This window comes from Streptococcus ratti FA-1 = DSM 20564, from assembly GCF_000286075.1.
Classification (GTDB): domain Bacteria; phylum Bacillota; class Bacilli; order Lactobacillales; family Streptococcaceae; genus Streptococcus; species Streptococcus ratti.
Window position 1 is genome coordinate 306,697 of sequence record NZ_AJTZ01000005.1, and the last position, 17,020, is coordinate 323,716.

Here is a 17,020-nt window from a genome sequence, read left to right on the forward strand (position 1 = left end):
CACCTCTAACAAATATGGTAAAATAAAATTACAATTTTAAATAAAAACAAGAAGCGAGGCTAGCCTCCTTTGTTATATTTATAACAAAGGAGGCTAGCCTCCTTTGTTATATTTATAACAAAGGAAACCTAACAGTCTCTCTTATACAGAGGAAAATATGGACAATATTAGACAAAAACAATTATTGGAACTTTTGGCTCAGGCACAAGAAGAAGTTATGAATGGAAATGAAGTCTCTACTGAGTTTGCGCGTGTTCTTTTCCCACCTTCTCGTAAGGAATATGAACTGACTTACTATGGGAAAGAGAGCGAACAAGCAATTATCAGTCAGACATTTGCGGCACCACTGCAAGAAAATCGCAGATTTGGTAAAGTAACTGAAAATGGATGGTTGAATAAAATTATTTTTGGAGATAATCTTCAAGTATTAAAAACTCTTGTAGAAATGAAACATCGAGGTGAATTGAAAAACGCCGATGGCACAGATGGAGTGAGATTAATTTATATTGATCCGCCTTTTGCAACAAAACAAGATTTTTCAAATAAAGATGCTAAGGCTTATTCAGACAAGCTGGCAGGAGCGGAGTTTTTAGAGTGGCTGAGAAAACGTCTTATTTTGTTGCGAGAACTTCTTTCTGATGATGGTTCTATTTATATTCATTTAGATTGGCATAAAGCTCATTATATCAAGGTGTTGATGGATGAAATATTTGGAGAGGGTAATTTTAAAAATGAAATTATTTGGCATTATCAGACTTATCAAGGTCAAGTAAAAACATATTTCCCAAGAAAACATGATAATATATTTGTTTATGGAAAAACAAAAACAACAGTGTTTAAACTATTAAAAGATAATAAGCCTGAAGGAACTATAGATGCTGAGAGGTGGAAGGATTATTATACAGATGGATGGAGAATTAAAGGAAATAATTATCCTAAAGATGATTCTAGATTTAATGGATATTTAGAGAGATTTAAAAAGAAATATGGAAGAGAACCTAAAGATGATGATATTGTATATGTAAATAAAGGAAAAACCGTAGATGATGTTTGGGATATAAAAGCTGTTGATCCAAAAAATAAGAACGAGAAAGTTGATTATCCAACACAAAAGCCGGAAGAATTATTAGAAAGGGTCGTTGAGGCTTCGTCTAATAAAGGAGACTTGGTTTTGGATTGTTTCGGAGGTTCTGGAACAACGGCTGCGGTTGCAGAAAAACTAGATAGAAGATGGATTACGGTTGATGCAGGTATACTGTCTATTTACACCATTCAAAAAAGAATTTTAGAGATAGAAAACCATGAAGGATTTGCTGTATATGACGCTGGTTTGTATGATAATGATAAATTGAATGCTTTTGACAATACACAATGGAAGCAATTTGCTATGGCGTTGTATAATGTTCAACCTTCTTATCAAACTATCAAAGGGTTTCCTTTTGATGGTATCAAGGATGGTTCATTAGTAAAAGTTTATTCACCTAATGAATTAGAGGTATGGGGAGCAAAAATTTCGGAAGGTACCTTGGAACAAATTTATTCACGATTAGGGTCAGCTGCACCAAGTGAAATCTTCATTATTGCACCACAAGGGAAATTCACCTTTGCTGTAGATGAATTTGATAAGGATGGACAATGGAGTACAATTTTCAACATTCTCCGAGTTCCTTATTCCATGTATCAGAAATTTACTGAAAATTTTGTAGGAACTGTCCAAGCTGATGGAACAGATTCGGTTAATGCTGCTGTAGATGCCTATGGATTTGATTTTAAGAGAAAGCCTAAGGTTGATTTTAAGGTTGATGGTGAAAGATTAACTATTAATTCTTTTGAATCTTTCTCACGGTTAAAAGGGAAAGATAATATTAATGGTTTTGAAGCATTTTCAATGCTTTTAATCGATTTATCTTATGATGGTGAAGCATTTAATATGGATAGAGTTTATTATCATAATGATTTTGATGAGGAGCAGTCTATTGCTTTTAATGAAAATGATGTTGATGGTCAAGCTATGTATATTTTTATTGATAAGTTTGGAAATGAATTTATAACAACAAGGGGAGAAATGGCCTAAATGGAATATAAAGAAAGTGATTTAGTTTTAAAAGTCAGTAAAAATGTAAATCCGTCAATCTGGGATGAAGGCTTCTTTCAAAATTTTTTTGATTTATTATTTGGTCAAAGAACTTATCAAAAAGAAGCCTCAGAGACTGCATTGCGCTTCTTAAATTCTGGAGAGTACAAAAATATATCTGCATTGGCTAAAGAAAATTTTAGTAATAATGATGTTATCAGGACACGCTGGAGTAATAATTTTTCATTGATGCAGGACGACTTAGATTTATCAGATAAACTATCTGCAACATTAGATTTAGCGACTGGTACAGGTAAATCTTATGTCATATTTGGACTAGCTCTTGTTATGTTGGCAACTAAGAAAGTCAATCGTGTCTTAATTTTAGTTCCTAGTTTAACGATTGAAAGTGAGTTAACGCAAAAATTTAAGGATCTATTAGCTAATCAGCAGTTGTTAAAGACATTGGGTGAGGACTTTATTCCACCACAGATTGTGAATGGCGATAGTACACTCGTAGAAAATTCCATTGCGATTGAAAACCGAAATGCTATTTATAAAGCCCAATCAGCTAGAAATTCAATAGTTGATAGCCTGAAAGGTAATGGTGAAAAGACACTTGTATTGAATGATGAAGTTCATCATGTTTATTATTCTGAATCAAATGAATGGAAAAATTTCATAGAAGATGAAAGAAGTAATAATATCAATTTTAAGTATGTTATTGGAGTAACTGGTACTGCTTATAAAGGGAAAAATAAAAGTGGTAATGACTATTTTTCAAATGTCATTTATCGTTTTTCTCTTCGTGATGCTATTGAGCAGGGTTTTGTAAAGGATATTGAGTATATCTCAAAAGAAGATATTCCTAATGATAAAATCGAGCGTTGGCAAGTTATTTTAAATTCTCATGATACTATAGCTAAACGATTGCCGAGTGAACTTGGAATTAAACCAATTACCATCATCGTAACATCTAGGCAGACAATGGCGGATAACAAAGCTAGGGACTTTAAAAAATTTTTGAAACAACAAAGACAGCTCAGTGATGAAGAAGTCGATAATGTTGTATTATCTGTCCATAGTGGAACCCAAGCAGCGGTTGATAGGATGAAGCTCAAAAAGGTTAATCAACAAGGTAATCCTGTAGAATTTATCTTTAGTGTTTCTATGCTTACCGAAGGTTGGGATGTTAAAAGAGTATTTCAAATTGTTCCTGATGAGGAAAGGGCATTTAACTCCAAGCTTTTAATTGCTCAGGTTTTAGGAAGGGGGTTAAGAATCCCTGATGGTTGGCAAAATAATTGGGGAATACCAAGGGTGACCGTTTTTAATCATGAAAAATGGTCTGCTAATGTTGAAGCCTTAGTAAATGAAGTGCTAGAAATTAGAAAGCGTTTGACAGTAGGTATAAATCCAGATTCAGAATATCATTTTGATTTATTGAATGTAACATATTCTTCAAAAGAAGATGTTAAAAATTATCCTAAAATGGGAACCTATCAACTTTGGGAAAAGGGAGTGAATTTACCAACGGACGATAAAGTAGGGAAAAGCACGGTTACTCTGACTGATATCAAATCTCAAGCAGAGAGAAATTTTGAAACAAGCTTTGAACATGAAACTCTCACTTCACTTCAAATGGCTAATATTTTATATAGTCGATTTGAAGATTTAGAAGATAAAGAGTATGCAGGAGAGTATCAAAAATTATGGCCAGTTTCTAGAATTCAGGAAATGGTAGAGAAATCTCTTGAAGATAGTGGCAATAAGTATATTACTAAGAGTTTAAAAAATAGATTTTTAACTTCAATGAATGTTATTTTCCGTAATACAGCTAAAGTTGTCAGTTATGATACAAATCCTACAGAATATCAGTATATATCTACCAAACAATTACCAAGGACCACTACAGACTTATCAGGATTCCACAGGAATAAAGTACTATTTTATAGTTCTGAATTAAGAGATAGTTTATCAGGGGATAATGGCAGTTTAGAAACATTTAAAGAGCTTTCAGACCTGTCAAAAGGCTATAAACAAAGCCCTGTTGAAAATAGATATCATTTTAAGACACCTCAGTTTGGTATTGTGACTACTGGAAATCCTGAGACGGAATTTTTGAAAAAATTGGTAGAAGATAAAGAAGTCAATAATAGTATTGATTCATTTGTAAAATCAGATGATATGAGCTTTTACAACATTGATTATTCTTGGAAAAAAGGGAACCACCAAAAGACAGGACAGTTTAACCCTGATTGGTTCATTAAGCAAAATAATAATATAATAGTGGTGGAAATCAAAGATGATTCACAGATATCTGATCCAGATACTGAGAATATTGGAAAAAACAAAGCTGCTGTGAAACACTTTGATATAATCAATCATTATTTCAAAGAAAAGGGCGAAAAGGTTCAATATAAATTTACGTTCCTAACACCAAAGGATTTTCCGACTTTCTTTAAGAGTTTAACATCAGGCAATATTCAAACTTTCAAAAGTCATTTAGATATTGCTTTAGATGATATGAATTAATTTTATTATTATGCAGATAACTTAATTTATCTGTGAATTATTTTTGAAAACTATAGTTGATGTAAGTTTAGGAGAAGAAAGTAAAAAGCACTATTTTTATTAAAATAGTGCTTTTTATTATTGAATCGTAAATCAAACCATGCTAAAATTATTATAGAAAATCTAGCAAAGGAGTTATGAATTTATTGTCAGTGCAGGAATATTCGAAATGGGAAATCGAAGATATTTTGAAGCAAATCAAATTGTTGATTTCAAAGGATAGATTTGTCATTTTACTCTGAAGGATTTTTTAGGGGATGAGAAAGAAGTGCAGATTTATGCGAAATTTGTACTTGCGACTAGCCAAACTTCTGGTCTAAAAACAATTGTGGTTTCCTTTCATGAAGCTGAAAGGCCGCTGAGTTATTATTTTCAATAATGATAATAAAGGAGTTGAATGTATCATGGCAGAAAAAAGAGTTTTTTGTGAACATTGCTTAGATGATGTTGCTTATCATATTGAAGACCGCGAGCTCACACGTAAATTAAAGGGGAAAAACTATACTTTTAAGGGACAGGAAGCTATATGCGATAACTGCAACAAGCCTGTTTTTGTTGAAGAAATTGATAATGCCAACAGAATAGCTCTTTATGCTTCTTTTAAAAAGGAAAACGATATTATTTCTGTTTCTGAAATTAAAGCTATTCTTAGAAAATATAATATTGGAGCTAAGCCCCTATCAGAGCTTTTAGGCTGGGGCATTAATACCATTCCTAGGTATTTAAAGGGAGATATTCCTAAAGCAGACTATTCAGCTAAACTTCGCAGGATTGCTGCTGAGCCAGATTATTTTTTGTCTCTCTTAAAAGGCGCATCTGATATTTTAAAACCAGTAGCTTATGACAAAAGCATGAGAGCTACTGAGGAAGCGATCAAAGGAGGAGTAGATAAAGAATCTTTAGCAGCGGATTATCTGCTGTCTAAAAATGATGAGATAACTCCTCTTGCTCTGCAAAAACTGCTTTACTATGTTCAGGGCTTTTCTTATGCCTTTACTGGGAACTTCATGTTCAAGGGTGATTGTGAAAGCTGGGTGCACGGTCCTGTATATAGAGATATTTATAATAAATATCAGGACTTTGGCAGAGAACCGATTGTCTTAGAGAAAAGTTATGATTTCAGCCATTATTTCACGTCTCAGGAAATGCAGTTGCTAGATAGTATTGTCAAACATCTCGGCGTCTATAATGGTAAGGTATTGGAGAAATTCACTCATGAAGAAAGTCCTTGGCTGTTGGCTCGAGGAGATTTAAAAGAAGATGAACCTTCTGCCAATATTATTGAAAAAGAGACGATTGCGGATTTCTTTACCAAAGTTAAAGAAAAATATAATATGCTTACAGTGGATGATCTATCGGCTTATATAAACGTAAGGTTTGCTAATCTTAGTTTTTGATATGTGTCATGAAGTTATATGCTTTCATGTAAAAAGCTGTTTTATGATGCAATTACTTTGAAAATCAATAATCAAGTTGTGAGTTTTATCAGAAAGTCTGTACAAGTACACAGCTTGACTGTTTCTGAATTTGCAGGACAGTTCATCCCTGTCAAGTCTGGAAAGAGAGTCTATTATTTTTGGACCATGGAAAATCCAGACATTACCAAATCGCTTGAAGACTTTAACTTTTCCAAATTTACTTACCGCAAATTGGCTAAGTATTTGCAGATTAAATACACAAAATCACAAAATTAGCAGATAGACTGAGTTTTGACTGACATTCATAAAAGATGACTAAAGCTGACTGCTCTCTAAATTGGATTTTTAGTCTCCCACTTAGAAAAGCCGTTCAGCTTTAGTCATTTTTATCTTATTTTAGACAGCTATGCTAGTGTGCGGTCCTTTCTTTGACAGCAGCTGCGGCGGTCTTAGCCACCTTTCTTGAAAAGCATCCGGAATAATATTGGCCGGGCTGAGTTTGGTGTTTGAAATGCCGACTGCTGTCAGTTTTTGCATGTTACTAGCCGCAAATATATCTCTTATCTGAAAGAGCGCCAATATCTTAAGAGCCGGTACTGTCTATACCAAGGTCGGCTGTCCCTACAAAGTATTTGAAAGGCAAAAATAACATTTTTTGTCAGCGACCTATTTGCAGCAGCAAAGAAAACTAATGAATCTTAATTTAAAATAATTTAAGTTTCCTTTAAGCCTTCCTTGCTATAGTATAAGCATCCTAAAACTTTCTTTTTCATAAATCTCCTAAAAAGTGAAGGCACTGATTGGTTCCTTCACTTTTTCTTTATATCGCAAATGTTAATTATCGCTGCCAGTTTCAAGAATAATCCTTTTTAAATCCTCTGCGTTTTCAGCAATATAATCAGCCTTTGCAGCCTGCAGTTCTTCAAAGCTGCCATATCCATAAAGAACACCGAGTGATGCTATTTTATTTTTCTTAGCCCCTAAAATGTCATATTTGCGATCACCAACCATAAGGGCTGAACGAAGGTCTGTGCTGCTGGTATTTTCCAGAGCATAGGCAATGATATCAGCCTTTTTGCTGCGGGAACTGTCCATACTGGCACCAGCAATGTATTCAAAAAAATCGCTGAGTTTAAAGTGTTCTAAAATTTGGCGCGCAAAAATTTCAGGTTTTGATGTGGCTACTAGGAGCTGCTTTTTCTGGTCTTTTAAATCTGCCAGAAGTTCCGGGATACCTGAATAAATCTCATTTTCAAAGATTCCTTTTTCTCTAAAATAGTCTCGGTAAAATTGAATACCTGCCTGACTTTCAGCCAAGGACATACCCAGAGTTTGTTCAAAACTGGTTTTCAAAGGGGGGCCGATAAAGGTTTTTAGCAGATCGTCGTCTGGAATCGGGCGCTTGAGTTGGGTCAAAGCATAGCGGATAGAATTGAGGATTCCCTGTCCTGAGTCGGTCAGGGTACCATCCAAATCAAATAAAATCGTCTGATACATATAATCTCCTTCGACAAGATCGGCGGGTAAGGTTTTCTGCAATCAAGAAAAGTCTCAAAAAATACTTAGACGTGTTTATCATATTAGTAGTTAATCGGCTCTGACTGTTAAAAACAAGAAGCAGTCAGTCTGATTATCCAATATGAAAATTTTGCTGTTTCTATATTTTGCCAAACCATTTTTTCCAAAATGATTTTTGCTGCGGCTGTTCATCCTGCTGTGCAAATAGTTTAGGATAGAGAGTCTTGATGTCAGTATTTTCAAGGTGTTCAGCTTTGTTTGTATGAACCAGCAAACCAAAGGGGGACTGGCAGTTGTCTTCATCAACGATGGTCGCAGGAAGGCTGGCTTCTTGTGCCTTTTTCATGTAAACCATCTGGCTGTTCAATGAGAGCTTGGATGAAATCTTCAGGCAGCATTCGTCGTAGTTTGCTTTGAGGTCTGCTAAAATAGCATCCAAAGCCTTAAAAACGGCTGGTTTTTCAGCATCTGTTAAAAGAATGCTCAGTACCAGACGTTCAGCAAAGGTTCCTAAGTACTTTCGCTGTTCATCAGGATTTAACCGGCGTTCACCCTGAGCACTTTCCAGAACTTTTTTCTCTAAATCAGTCATTATTCACCTCAATTTATCACTTATAAAAATTATACACTATTTTACAGAGAAAAGCTGTGCTAATTAGAGCAGAAGTTGCTTTTTAGGGAAATTTAATGATATAATCAACACAATAAAAGCTAAGAGAGGGCAGAAGTAGATGGAAAAAAGAACAGATGTTTGGAAGATTCTCGCTATAGTCTTCATTGTTTTAACCAGTGTTTTTTTCATTTTAACAGTGACAATGACAACCGTCTATATTTTATCCAATCAGGAGGTTCATCGCTTGATTGAACACTCAGAAGATAAGGAGGATAAAATTTCTGATTATCGAAAAATAGTGAGAAAGTATAAGGAAAAAGAAGTTCAAGATAGCAAAAATACTTATTATAGCTACAATGACCAGAGCTACGGTTCAGATGACAGCTACGATAACTAAAAACTAACGGAAAAGAGAAGAAAAATGGAAAAAAGAACAAATGTCTGGAAAATTCTTAGTATTGTTTTTATGAGTGTAACAGGTTTTTTCTTTCTGCTTACCTTAGTTATGAGTGCTTTTTATATAGTATCCAGACAAGATTTTAATCATTGGACAGCAACGAACAATATGCAGGACAGAACCATTGCCAACAAGAAAAAAGAAATTAAACGGCTGAAGCTTGAAGATGAGATAAGAAATGGCAATAGGAGCTATGATGATTCGTATGATAAAGCCAAACAGTACATTTTTGGTGAGAGTGCCAAACTGGATACCGGTGAAGAAGTAACTGTAACAGGTATAAAAACAGCATCAAATCTTAAAATAAAAGGTGCTTCCAGCGATGACCAAAAAATTGTTTTGACCGTAAGCGTGAAAAATACAACAATGAACACTATTCAGTTCAGTCCCCGAGATTTCTATATTTACGACAGTGCACTTGATATTGCCGATTTGAGTAATTATGCTGGCAATGAAAAAATTCCAGATACTATTAAACCGGGAGAGACCATTGATGTTAAAATTTATTTCACTATCTCTGAATCATCTCCTTATATCGTCAATTTCGGAAATGCTTACTGGATCCCTCAGTCTGCCTATCAGAAAAAATCACGTTCAGTCTGACAGCTGGGCGCCTGTTTCGCACTTTCCCGGATAAAAACTTAACAAAAGAAAATGTATTTTTGCTTTAATTTTAGAGAGGCAGAGCAAACAAATCTTTTTTTGGTTTGCCTAAGTTCCAACTTTGTGGTATCATTAACATGTAAAAATTAAAACTCATAAGGAGAGTAACATAATGTCAATTATTACTGATGTTTACGCTCGCGAAGTCCTTGACTCACGCGGTAACCCAACACTTGAAGTAGAAGTTTACACTGAATCAGGTGCTTTCGGACGTGGTATGGTTCCTTCAGGAGCTTCTACTGGTGAACACGAAGCAGTAGAACTTCGCGATGGAGACAAATCACGCTACGGTGGTCTTGGTACTCAAAAAGCTGTTGATAACGTAAATAATGTTATTGCAGAAGCACTTATTGGCTACGATGTTCGTGACCAACAAGCTATTGACCGTGCTATGATCGCTCTTGATGGTACTCCAAACAAAGGTAAACTTGGTGCTAATGCTATTCTTGGTGTTTCTATTGCCGTAGCTCGCGCTGCTGCAGACTTCCTTGAAATTCCGCTTTACAGCTACCTTGGCGGTTTCAACACTAAAGTTCTTCCAACTCCAATGATGAACATTATCAACGGTGGTTCTCACTCAGATGCTCCTATTGCTTTCCAAGAATTTATGATTGTACCTGCTGGTGCACCTACATTTAAAGAAGCTCTTCGCTGGGGTGCTGAAATTTTCCATGCTCTTAAGAAAATTCTTAAAGAACGCGGACTTGAAACAGCTGTTGGTGACGAAGGTGGATTCGCTCCTAAATTTGACGGAACAGAAGATGCTGTAGAAACAATTATCAAAGCTATTGAAACAGCTGGTTATAAACCAGGTGAAGAAGTATTCATCGGATTTGACTGTGCATCATCAGAATTTTATGCAGACGGCGTTTATGACTACACTAAATTCGAAGGTGAAACAGGTGCAAAACGTACTGCTGCAGAACAAATTGACTACCTTGAAGAATTGGTTAATAAATATCCAATCATCACTATCGAAGATGGTATGGATGAAAATGACTGGGATGGCTGGAAAGCTCTTACAGAACGTCTTGGCGGACGTGTTCAATTAGTTGGTGACGACTTCTTCGTTACAAACACTGACTATCTTGCTCGTGGTATCAAAGAAGGTGCAGCTAACTCAATCCTTATCAAGGTTAACCAAATCGGTACTTTGACTGAAACATTCGAAGCTATCGAAATGGCTAAAGAAGCTGGCTACACTGCCGTTGTTTCTCACCGTTCAGGTGAAACTGAAGATTCAACAATCGCTGATATCTCAGTTGCAACTAATGCTGGCCAAATCAAGACTGGTTCATTGTCACGTACAGACCGTATTGCTAAATACAACCAATTGCTTCGCATCGAAGACCAACTTGGTGAAGTTGCTGAATACCGTGGTTTGAAATCATTCTACAACCTTAAAAAATAATCGTTGATTTAACAACGTTTCAAAGCTCTCAGTTTATAGACTGGGGGCTTTTTGGCTGCTCTGATATTATTTATTAATAATTGTAAAAAATGAAATATAAAAGATTGCAGAGAAAATGGTTGATTTTGAGCAAGACTTGCGAATATGTTATAATGAAAACAACTATATTTTAAAGGAAAGCAATATGGCAAAAAATAATGTTAAAACCTATCTGATGATTCCTTTGGCCCTGACTCTTTTTATGGCTGCAAGTAAGGTATCTGCAGATGAAACAGCTCAAACTGCCTCTGCCTCAGATAAGCTAGCATCTTCTGAAGTCGCGGCAGCAACCAGCACTGAAACATCAGTATCAAAAGCAAGTACCAGCCAGAACACTGCTGCAGTCAGTCGTCAATCAACCAGCCAGAAAGAGCCAAGTCAGCCTGTCGATCAGACAGCTGCTGCTGAATTAACAACTGCAGAAAGTTCTCAGCAAAGGAAGGAAACGACAGCTGCTGCAACAAGTCCGTCTGTTTCCAGTCAGAAGACTGTTCAGACTCAAAGCCAGCCAACAACCAAAGCTGCTAGCATCCAAAACCAGCAATCCTCGTCTTCTCAGTCCTTTAAGCAAGCCGCACCTTTGAAAAGGCTAGCTGTCACAAAGACTCCTCAGTCAAGTGCTGCAACTGTACAAAAGACGCCTAAGGAAGTGACAGCTGCTGCAGTTGAAGCAAAAGGGATAAAATTACAGTACAAACAGCCTATTGCCAAAGGCAGCAAGATCCAGTTTGCCGTTTGGACGGCGCAGAAAGGGCAGGATGATCTTAAATGGTATACAGCCAATAATATGGGAGCAGCTTATGCCGAGTTCAAGAATCACCGCGAGTATGGAACCTATTATATTCACACCTATGCCAATCAAAATGGTAAGATGACAGGACTCAATGCGATGACTGTTAGGGTTGCTAAGCCGCAGATTAAGACAAAGATTCAAAAAACCTCAGCTAATCATTTTGAAATCACTGTCGCAAATGTTCCCAATACGATTACACAGGTTGATATTCCTGTCTGGTCAGATAAAAAGGGACAGGACGACCTGAAATGGTATAGAGCGGCAAAAATAGCTAATGGCAGTTATAAAATTACAGTCAATCTGCAAAATCACAAAAATACTCTGGGTCACTACCAAGCTCATATTTACGGCTACAGCACTGTTACTCAGTCTCAAATTGGATTGGGGGTCAGTTCAGGTTTTGATAACGTTGACAGCCGTTCCAATGCGACTGCTTCAGTTGTAGGTTACAAAGAAACCTCTGGTACTTTCAATGTAGTTGTCAAGGGCGGTCCAAGTACAAAAGTGATAAAATCAGTCAGTGTCGCCGTCTGGTCAGAAGAGAAAGGTCAGGATGATCTTAAATGGTATACACCGGCAGTTATCAACAATCAAGCGACTGCTAAAATAAATATCGCCAACCATGCCAACGTCTCTGGACTCTACCATGTTCATGTTTACACAGACTATACTGACGGAACAAAATCCGGAAAAATTTTGGGAACCTATAAGATTACTAAGGCAGCTGCTGAGGCCAAATTAACTTCTAAGGGGATTTCTCTAAAGCTAACTGCTGCTAACATTAAGGATAAGACTAAGGTTTCCTTTGCTGTTTGGTCCAATGAAAAAGGTCAGGATGACCTGAAGTGGTATCAGGCAGATAAACAGGGGGAGGCAATCGCCAGCTACGATAATCACAAGGGCTACGGTCTTTATAACATCCATGTTTATCACAGCCAAAACGGACGCTTGACAGGGCTGGGAACAGCGACCATAAACATTCCCAAACCATCTGTAACAACGAGCATTGCTAAAACAGCTGACAATGAGTACACTGTTATTCTTAAAAATGTGCCTTATTATATTTCCTCCGTACAGGTTCCTGTGTGGACGAGTAAGAACAATCAAGATGATATTAAGTGGTATGGAGCTCGCAAGATATCAGATAAAACTTATGAAGCGAAAGTTCTTCTTAAGAATCATCAGTTTGAAACAGGCCGCTATAATGCTCATGTCTATGGCAAAAGCAGACTGGAAAACAACAAATTAATTAGCATGGGAGGAAAAGAATTTACAGTCAGTGCAGCTAAAATCAGCAGTCCAAAGGTTAGCGTGACCAATCATCAGGCTAAGAAGGGGAATCTGGATGTGGTCATTACTGAAACCAGTAATTCTAAAAAGCTGAAATCTGTTAAGGTCGCTGCTTGGTCAGAAGCCAAACAAAGCAATCTCTACTGGTACACCAGCAGCACTGTCAAGGATGGCAAAATCAGCATTACTGTTAACGAAAAAAATCATGGCTATATCAAAGGCAGCTACCATGTTCATGTTTATGTGACTTATCAAGATAATCAGGAAACTGGTTTTGATAAAGGAACTTATCGCTTGGAAGCTGAAAAGCCGGCTGTTGCTTTGCCGTCCTACTTTATTGATATCAGCAGCCATAATGGAACGATTTCTGTTGCAGAATTTAAGAGTTTAAAGCAGCAGGGGATTCAGGGAGTTGTTGTCAAGTTAACAGAAGGTACCAGCTATATCAATCCTTATGCAAAATCACAGATTGCCAATGCCAAAGCAGCAGGAATCAAAGTTTCTGCTTACCACTATTCGCACTATACATCAGCAGCAGGAGCCCAAGCAGAAGCACGTTATTTTGTTAATGCTGCCAAGGCACATGGTTTAGCTTCTGCAACGGTTATGGTAAATGATATGGAAGAATCTTCCATGCTAAGTAATATCAATGCTAATGTTCAAGCCTGGCAAGATGAGATGAAGCGTCAGGGATACAGCAACTTGGTTCACTATACCATGGCGAGCTGGCTGGATATTCGCGGCGGAAGTGTTAAAACAGCACAATTTGGCCTTAATAATTTCTGGATTGCTCACTACGCTAAGGGCTATACTTATATGACTCAGGAAGAGGCTAAGTCCTTTAATTATTATGCCAATGCAGCGGCTTGGCAATACACAAGTGTCTCTCCGAAATTATCTCATCCTTTAGATGAAAATATTGACTATACCGGTCGTTTTACGCGGCAGTCCTAATAAGGAGTTTGATTTATGAAAAAGAAACCTATCTTCAAGAATTTTATTCTTGTATTGCTGTCTGTTTTTCTTCTTATCGGCTGCTCAGATCAGAAAAAGACTTATAATGGGGACAAATCAGCTTCCCCTAAGACAAGTTTGCAGTCGAAATCGCATAAGAGGGATAAACATAGCTCATCCGAACAGGAGAAAAGAACAGAGTCTGCTTCAGAAAGCAGTCAGTCGTCCAGTTCTTCCAGTGAAGAGAGCCGTGAGGCAGAAAGTCTTTCTCCTATTGATACAGGTGCTATCTTAAAGGCTGATTACAGCACAGCGGCAGGTACTTGGAAGAATGCACAGGGACAGACTCTTACCTTCAATGCACAAGGGTTGACAACGTCTGGAATGACAGTCAGCCTGCTGGATATTGATCAGGATGGTATTCTCTTGCTGAATGTGGAGACAGGGAACAAAACAAATTTAACTCTCTACATGGTAACGGCAAATCATACTTTGCCTCAGCGTTACTTTTCTAATGGGCAAACAGATACATCTGATAAATCAAAAGACCGCATCATTTCGTCTAAAACGTTGAGCAGCAATCAGTTGGCAGATCATGTTTATTATCATGTATCAAATCATTAACCAAACTGAAAAAATTCTGAATAATATTTTAAAAAACCGCATATATCTGTGGTTTTTTCTGTTATAATTAAGAGGATAAGAGGTAGAAAATGACTTACGATAATTTGTTAAAACGCTTTTTGACCTATGTTAGAATCAATACTAGAAGTGACGCAAACAGTACTAAGACACCAACAACACAGAGTCAGGCTGACTTTGCATTGACTGTTTTAAAGCCAGAAATGGAAAACATTGGTCTCAAGGATGTTCATTATTTGCCAAATGGTTACTTGGTAGGAACCTTGCCTGCAAATGGGGATTTTCCTTATAAGATCGGTTTTATTGCTCATATGGATACAGCTGACTTTAATGCCGAAGGTGTGAATCCGCAGGTTATTGAACATTATGACGGCGGCTCTGTTCAGCTTGGTCAGACCGATTTTACTCTTAATCCGGCAGACTTTCCCAATCTTAAAAATTATGTTGGACAGACTCTGATTACTACAGATGGAACGACCTTGCTGGGAAGTGATGACAAGTCTGGTATTGCTGAAATTATGACGGCAGTGGAATATTTGGTCAACCATCCTGAGATTGAGCACAGTGAAATTCGTATTGGTTTTGGACCCGATGAAGAAATCGGTATTGGTGCTGATAAATTTGACGTGGCAGACTTTGATGTTGATTTTGCCTATACTGTTGACGGGGGACCGCTGGGCGAGCTGCAATATGAAACCTTCAGTGCCGCAGCGGCAAACATTAACTTTATAGGACGCAATGTTCATCCGGGAACTGCTAAAAATCGGATGATCAATGCACTGCAATTAGCTATTGATTTTCATGAGCAATTGCCTGCTGATGAGCGCCCTGAGAAGACAGATGGGTATGAAGGCTTTTATCATTTGCTCAGTCTTAATGGGACAGTTGAAGAAGCCCACAGTTCCTACATTATCCGTGATTTTGAGGATGGGAGCTTTGCTAATCGCAAAGCATTGCTGCAGCACATTGTTGAGAAGATGAATGCACGTTTAGGAGCCGAACGAGTGGAGCTCAAACTTAATGACCAATATTATAATATGCGAAAAGTGATTGAACAGGATATGACCTGTGTCAATATTGCCAAGAAAGTCATGGAGGACCTAGCTATAGAGCCTGTCATTGAACCCATTCGGGGCGGCACAGATGGCTCTAAAATATCTTTTATGGGACTTCCGACACCGAACCTTTTTGCAGGTGGTGAAAACATGCACGGTCGCTTTGAATTTGTCAGCTTAGAGACCATGCAGAAAGCTGTCGAAGTCATCATAGGCATTGCTGCTTTCAGACATTAAATTTTGGAAAAAATCACTTAACTATGATAAAATGATGTAACATGGAGGAAAAGTAAGTGATTAAAATATTTGGAAAAGTGCGCTATCATTGGCAGCCTGAACTGTCGTGGCTAATCATTTATTGGTCCATTGCGATTATGCCGATTTTCATTGCTTTGTCACTTTTGTATGAGCAAACCAGTATTCCGCAGTATTTCTTTATTTTGTTTATTGCTTTTGTAGTTTTGGTCGGTATTGGATTTCATCGCTATTTCATTATTGAAGATAAGGGTATTTTAAGGGTTGTATCCTTAAATATATTTAGACCGTCTAAGATTATGATTGCTGATATCGAAAAAGTGGAGGTCACAAAATCAACAGTTACTCTGCTGCTTAAAAATAAAAAGAAAAGCCTCTTTTACATGCGAAAATGGCCGAAAAAATATTTTTTAGATGATCTGGCTGTTCATCCAGATTTTAAAGGCGAAGTTGAGCTGATTGATAATTTTGTTAATCTTGATTATTTTGAAGCTTACAAGGATGAAAAAAAGCCCTTACGGTAAAGTAAGTGCTTTTGTTGGACAAGATTTGACCGCAGTGAGAATATTGGCATCATCAATAAAGGTTTTAACGTTTTCGCTAGTACCTGAAAATTTGACAATGCCGTCATCATCATAATCAAAGACATCTGAATAAGTCTGGCAAAGCCCGCAGGCAATACATTTTTCTGGGATAATAGCTACTTTCATAGTAACATTGTAATACTATTGTTGACATTTAACAAGGGGGAAAATCATGTCCAATAAACCATGGGAAGAAAAAGTGACAGAAACGGATACTGAAAACAAGGAACTAACAAGGAACTCTAAAGATGATCGTGCTGTCAGTACACCGGTTTTGACGATTTTGCTGAGTCTCTTTTTCTTGATTATTATTGGTATTTTATTTTTTGTACTTTATACTTCTAATGGCGGCAGTGATGAAAAGGCGGCAACTTCAGGATTTTACGGTTCCTCTAAAACCATCAAAAAATCTAATGATAAAGTCAGTCAATCTTCTGAATCTGAATCGGAAGAACAGACAGTGACAGAAACAACCGAGACTGAGACCACTCAAACAGAGACAACGACTTCTTCTGACGGAGAAGATACCCTTACTGTTCAAGGCGGTGAAGGTGCTGCGGCCATTGCTGCACGTGCAGGAATTTCTGTTGAGAAACTTTATGAGTTAAATCCGGATCACATGACAAAGGGCTATTGGTACGCTAATCCCGGTGATAATATAAAAATTAAGTAAGAGGATT

General features: G+C 37.2%; 16 protein-coding genes. 12 read left to right on the top strand and 4 right to left on the bottom strand.

Features of this window, described 5'->3' with window-relative positions; genetic code table 11:
- Positions 1 to 157: 157 nt before the first annotated feature.
- From SRA_RS03515 to SRA_RS03530, 4 genes are all read left to right on the top strand, one after another.
- A complete protein-coding gene (locus tag SRA_RS03515; RefSeq protein WP_003087698.1) occupies positions 158 to 2,074 on the top strand; it encodes a site-specific DNA-methyltransferase in 1,917 nt (638 codons plus the stop codon).
- A complete protein-coding gene (locus tag SRA_RS03520; RefSeq protein ID WP_003087700.1) occupies positions 2,075 to 4,609 on the top strand; it encodes a DEAD/DEAH box helicase in 2,535 nt (844 codons plus the stop codon).
- Positions 4,610 to 5,052: 443 nt separating this feature from the next.
- A complete protein-coding gene (locus SRA_RS03525; RefSeq protein ID WP_003087701.1) occupies positions 5,053 to 6,045 on the top strand; it encodes a type II toxin-antitoxin system antitoxin SocA domain-containing protein in 993 nt (330 codons plus the stop codon).
- Between the two features lie 18 nt (positions 6,046 to 6,063).
- Positions 6,064 to 6,342 (top strand): hypothetical protein, encoded by a 279-nt coding sequence (locus SRA_RS03530; protein WP_003087703.1) that lies wholly within the window; start codon positions 6,064 to 6,066, stop codon positions 6,340 to 6,342.
- Between the two features lie 120 nt (positions 6,343 to 6,462).
- Here SRA_RS03530 and SRA_RS10160 read toward each other — a convergent pair whose 3' ends face one another.
- The 3 genes from SRA_RS10160 to SRA_RS03540 all read right to left on the bottom strand — a co-directional run bounded on the left by SRA_RS10160 (position 6,463) and on the right by SRA_RS03540 (position 8,176).
- Positions 6,463 to 6,603, bottom strand: a complete 141-nt coding sequence (locus SRA_RS10160; RefSeq protein WP_003087705.1) for a hypothetical protein — start codon at positions 6,601 to 6,603, stop codon at positions 6,463 to 6,465.
- A 297-nt stretch (positions 6,604 to 6,900) separates the two neighbouring features.
- A complete protein-coding gene (locus SRA_RS03535; protein ID WP_003087706.1) occupies positions 6,901 to 7,563 on the bottom strand; it encodes an HAD family hydrolase in 663 nt (220 codons plus the stop codon).
- Positions 7,564 to 7,723: 160 nt separating this feature from the next.
- Positions 7,724 to 8,176, bottom strand: a complete 453-nt coding sequence (locus SRA_RS03540) for a YueI family protein (RefSeq protein ID WP_003087707.1) — start codon at positions 8,174 to 8,176, stop codon at positions 7,724 to 7,726.
- A 139-nt stretch (positions 8,177 to 8,315) separates the two neighbouring features.
- Here SRA_RS03540 and SRA_RS03545 point away from each other — a divergent pair, with 139 nt between their 5' ends.
- The 7 genes from SRA_RS03545 (at position 8,316) to SRA_RS03575 (ending at position 16,280) form a co-directional block, all read left to right on the top strand.
- The gene (locus SRA_RS03545) at positions 8,316 to 8,594 is read left to right on the top strand and encodes a hypothetical protein (RefSeq protein WP_003087709.1); all 279 of its coding nucleotides are present in this window, start codon (positions 8,316 to 8,318) and stop codon (positions 8,592 to 8,594) included.
- Positions 8,595 to 8,618: 24 nt separating this feature from the next.
- The gene (locus SRA_RS03550; RefSeq protein ID WP_003087712.1) at positions 8,619 to 9,257 is read left to right on the top strand and encodes a DUF4352 domain-containing protein; all 639 of its coding nucleotides are present in this window, start codon (positions 8,619 to 8,621) and stop codon (positions 9,255 to 9,257) included.
- 172 nt (positions 9,258 to 9,429) lie between these two features.
- On the top strand, positions 9,430 to 10,728 hold the full coding sequence (eno, locus tag SRA_RS03555; RefSeq protein ID WP_003087713.1) for a surface-displayed alpha-enolase: 1,299 nt from the start codon (positions 9,430 to 9,432) through the stop codon (positions 10,726 to 10,728).
- Positions 10,729 to 10,912: 184 nt separating this feature from the next.
- Positions 10,913 to 13,804: a GBS Bsp-like repeat-containing protein gene (locus SRA_RS03560; protein WP_040840893.1), complete on the top strand. Its 2,892-nt coding sequence runs from the start codon at positions 10,913 to 10,915 to the stop codon at positions 13,802 to 13,804.
- A gap of 15 nt (positions 13,805 to 13,819) precedes the next feature.
- Complete coding sequence (locus SRA_RS03565) at positions 13,820 to 14,428, top strand: DUF6287 domain-containing protein (protein ID WP_003087718.1); 609 nt, start codon at positions 13,820 to 13,822, stop codon at positions 14,426 to 14,428.
- Positions 14,429 to 14,517: 89 nt separating this feature from the next.
- On the top strand, positions 14,518 to 15,738 hold the full coding sequence (pepT, locus tag SRA_RS03570) for a peptidase T (RefSeq protein ID WP_003087720.1): 1,221 nt from the start codon (positions 14,518 to 14,520) through the stop codon (positions 15,736 to 15,738).
- A 56-nt stretch (positions 15,739 to 15,794) separates the two neighbouring features.
- Positions 15,795 to 16,280, top strand: coding sequence for an EbsA family protein (locus SRA_RS03575; RefSeq protein WP_003087722.1), 486 nt, complete (start codon positions 15,795 to 15,797; stop codon positions 16,278 to 16,280).
- Here the strand turns inward: SRA_RS03575 and SRA_RS03580 are convergent.
- Entirely contained in the window at positions 16,272 to 16,466 is a 195-nt protein-coding gene (locus tag SRA_RS03580; protein WP_003087724.1) for a ferredoxin, read from the bottom strand. The two genes, SRA_RS03575 and SRA_RS03580, sit on opposite strands and share 9 nt — an antisense overlap.
- 46 nt (positions 16,467 to 16,512) lie before the next feature.
- Between SRA_RS03580 and SRA_RS03585 the strand changes: the two genes are divergently transcribed.
- Entirely contained in the window at positions 16,513 to 17,013 is a 501-nt protein-coding gene (locus SRA_RS03585; RefSeq protein WP_003087725.1) for an SAG1386/EF1546 family surface-associated protein, read from the top strand.
- Positions 17,014 to 17,020: the final 7 nt, after the last annotated feature.

Excerpts from the sequence above, each read along its gene's own strand:
- eno (WP_003087713.1), top strand. The coding sequence starts at position 9,430 with ATGTCAATTATTACTGATGTTTACGCTCGCGAAGTCCTTGACTCACGC.
- SRA_RS03565 (WP_003087718.1), top strand. The coding sequence starts at position 13,820 with ATGAAAAAGAAACCTATCTTCAAGAATTTTATTCTTGTATTGCTGTCT.
- SRA_RS03580 (WP_003087724.1), bottom strand. The coding sequence starts at position 16,466 with ATGAAAGTAGCTATTATCCCAGAAAAATGTATTGCCTGCGGGCTTTGC.
- SRA_RS03540 (WP_003087707.1), bottom strand. The coding sequence starts at position 8,176 with ATGACTGATTTAGAGAAAAAAGTTCTGGAAAGTGCTCAGGGTGAACGC.
- SRA_RS03560 (WP_040840893.1), top strand. The coding sequence starts at position 10,913 with ATGGCAAAAAATAATGTTAAAACCTATCTGATGATTCCTTTGGCCCTG.
- SRA_RS03520 (WP_003087700.1), top strand. The coding sequence starts at position 2,075 with ATGGAATATAAAGAAAGTGATTTAGTTTTAAAAGTCAGTAAAAATGTA.
- SRA_RS03525 (WP_003087701.1), top strand. The coding sequence starts at position 5,053 with ATGGCAGAAAAAAGAGTTTTTTGTGAACATTGCTTAGATGATGTTGCT.
- SRA_RS03535 (WP_003087706.1), bottom strand. The coding sequence starts at position 7,563 with ATGTATCAGACGATTTTATTTGATTTGGATGGTACCCTGACCGACTCA.
- SRA_RS03585 (WP_003087725.1), top strand. The coding sequence starts at position 16,513 with ATGTCCAATAAACCATGGGAAGAAAAAGTGACAGAAACGGATACTGAA.
- SRA_RS03515 (WP_003087698.1), top strand. The coding sequence starts at position 158 with ATGGACAATATTAGACAAAAACAATTATTGGAACTTTTGGCTCAGGCA.
- SRA_RS03530 (WP_003087703.1), top strand. The coding sequence starts at position 6,064 with ATGCTTTCATGTAAAAAGCTGTTTTATGATGCAATTACTTTGAAAATC.
- SRA_RS03545 (WP_003087709.1), top strand. The coding sequence starts at position 8,316 with ATGGAAAAAAGAACAGATGTTTGGAAGATTCTCGCTATAGTCTTCATT.
- SRA_RS03550 (WP_003087712.1), top strand. The coding sequence starts at position 8,619 with ATGGAAAAAAGAACAAATGTCTGGAAAATTCTTAGTATTGTTTTTATG.
- pepT (WP_003087720.1), top strand. The coding sequence starts at position 14,518 with ATGACTTACGATAATTTGTTAAAACGCTTTTTGACCTATGTTAGAATC.
- SRA_RS10160 (WP_003087705.1), bottom strand. The coding sequence starts at position 6,603 with ATGCAAAAACTGACAGCAGTCGGCATTTCAAACACCAAACTCAGCCCG.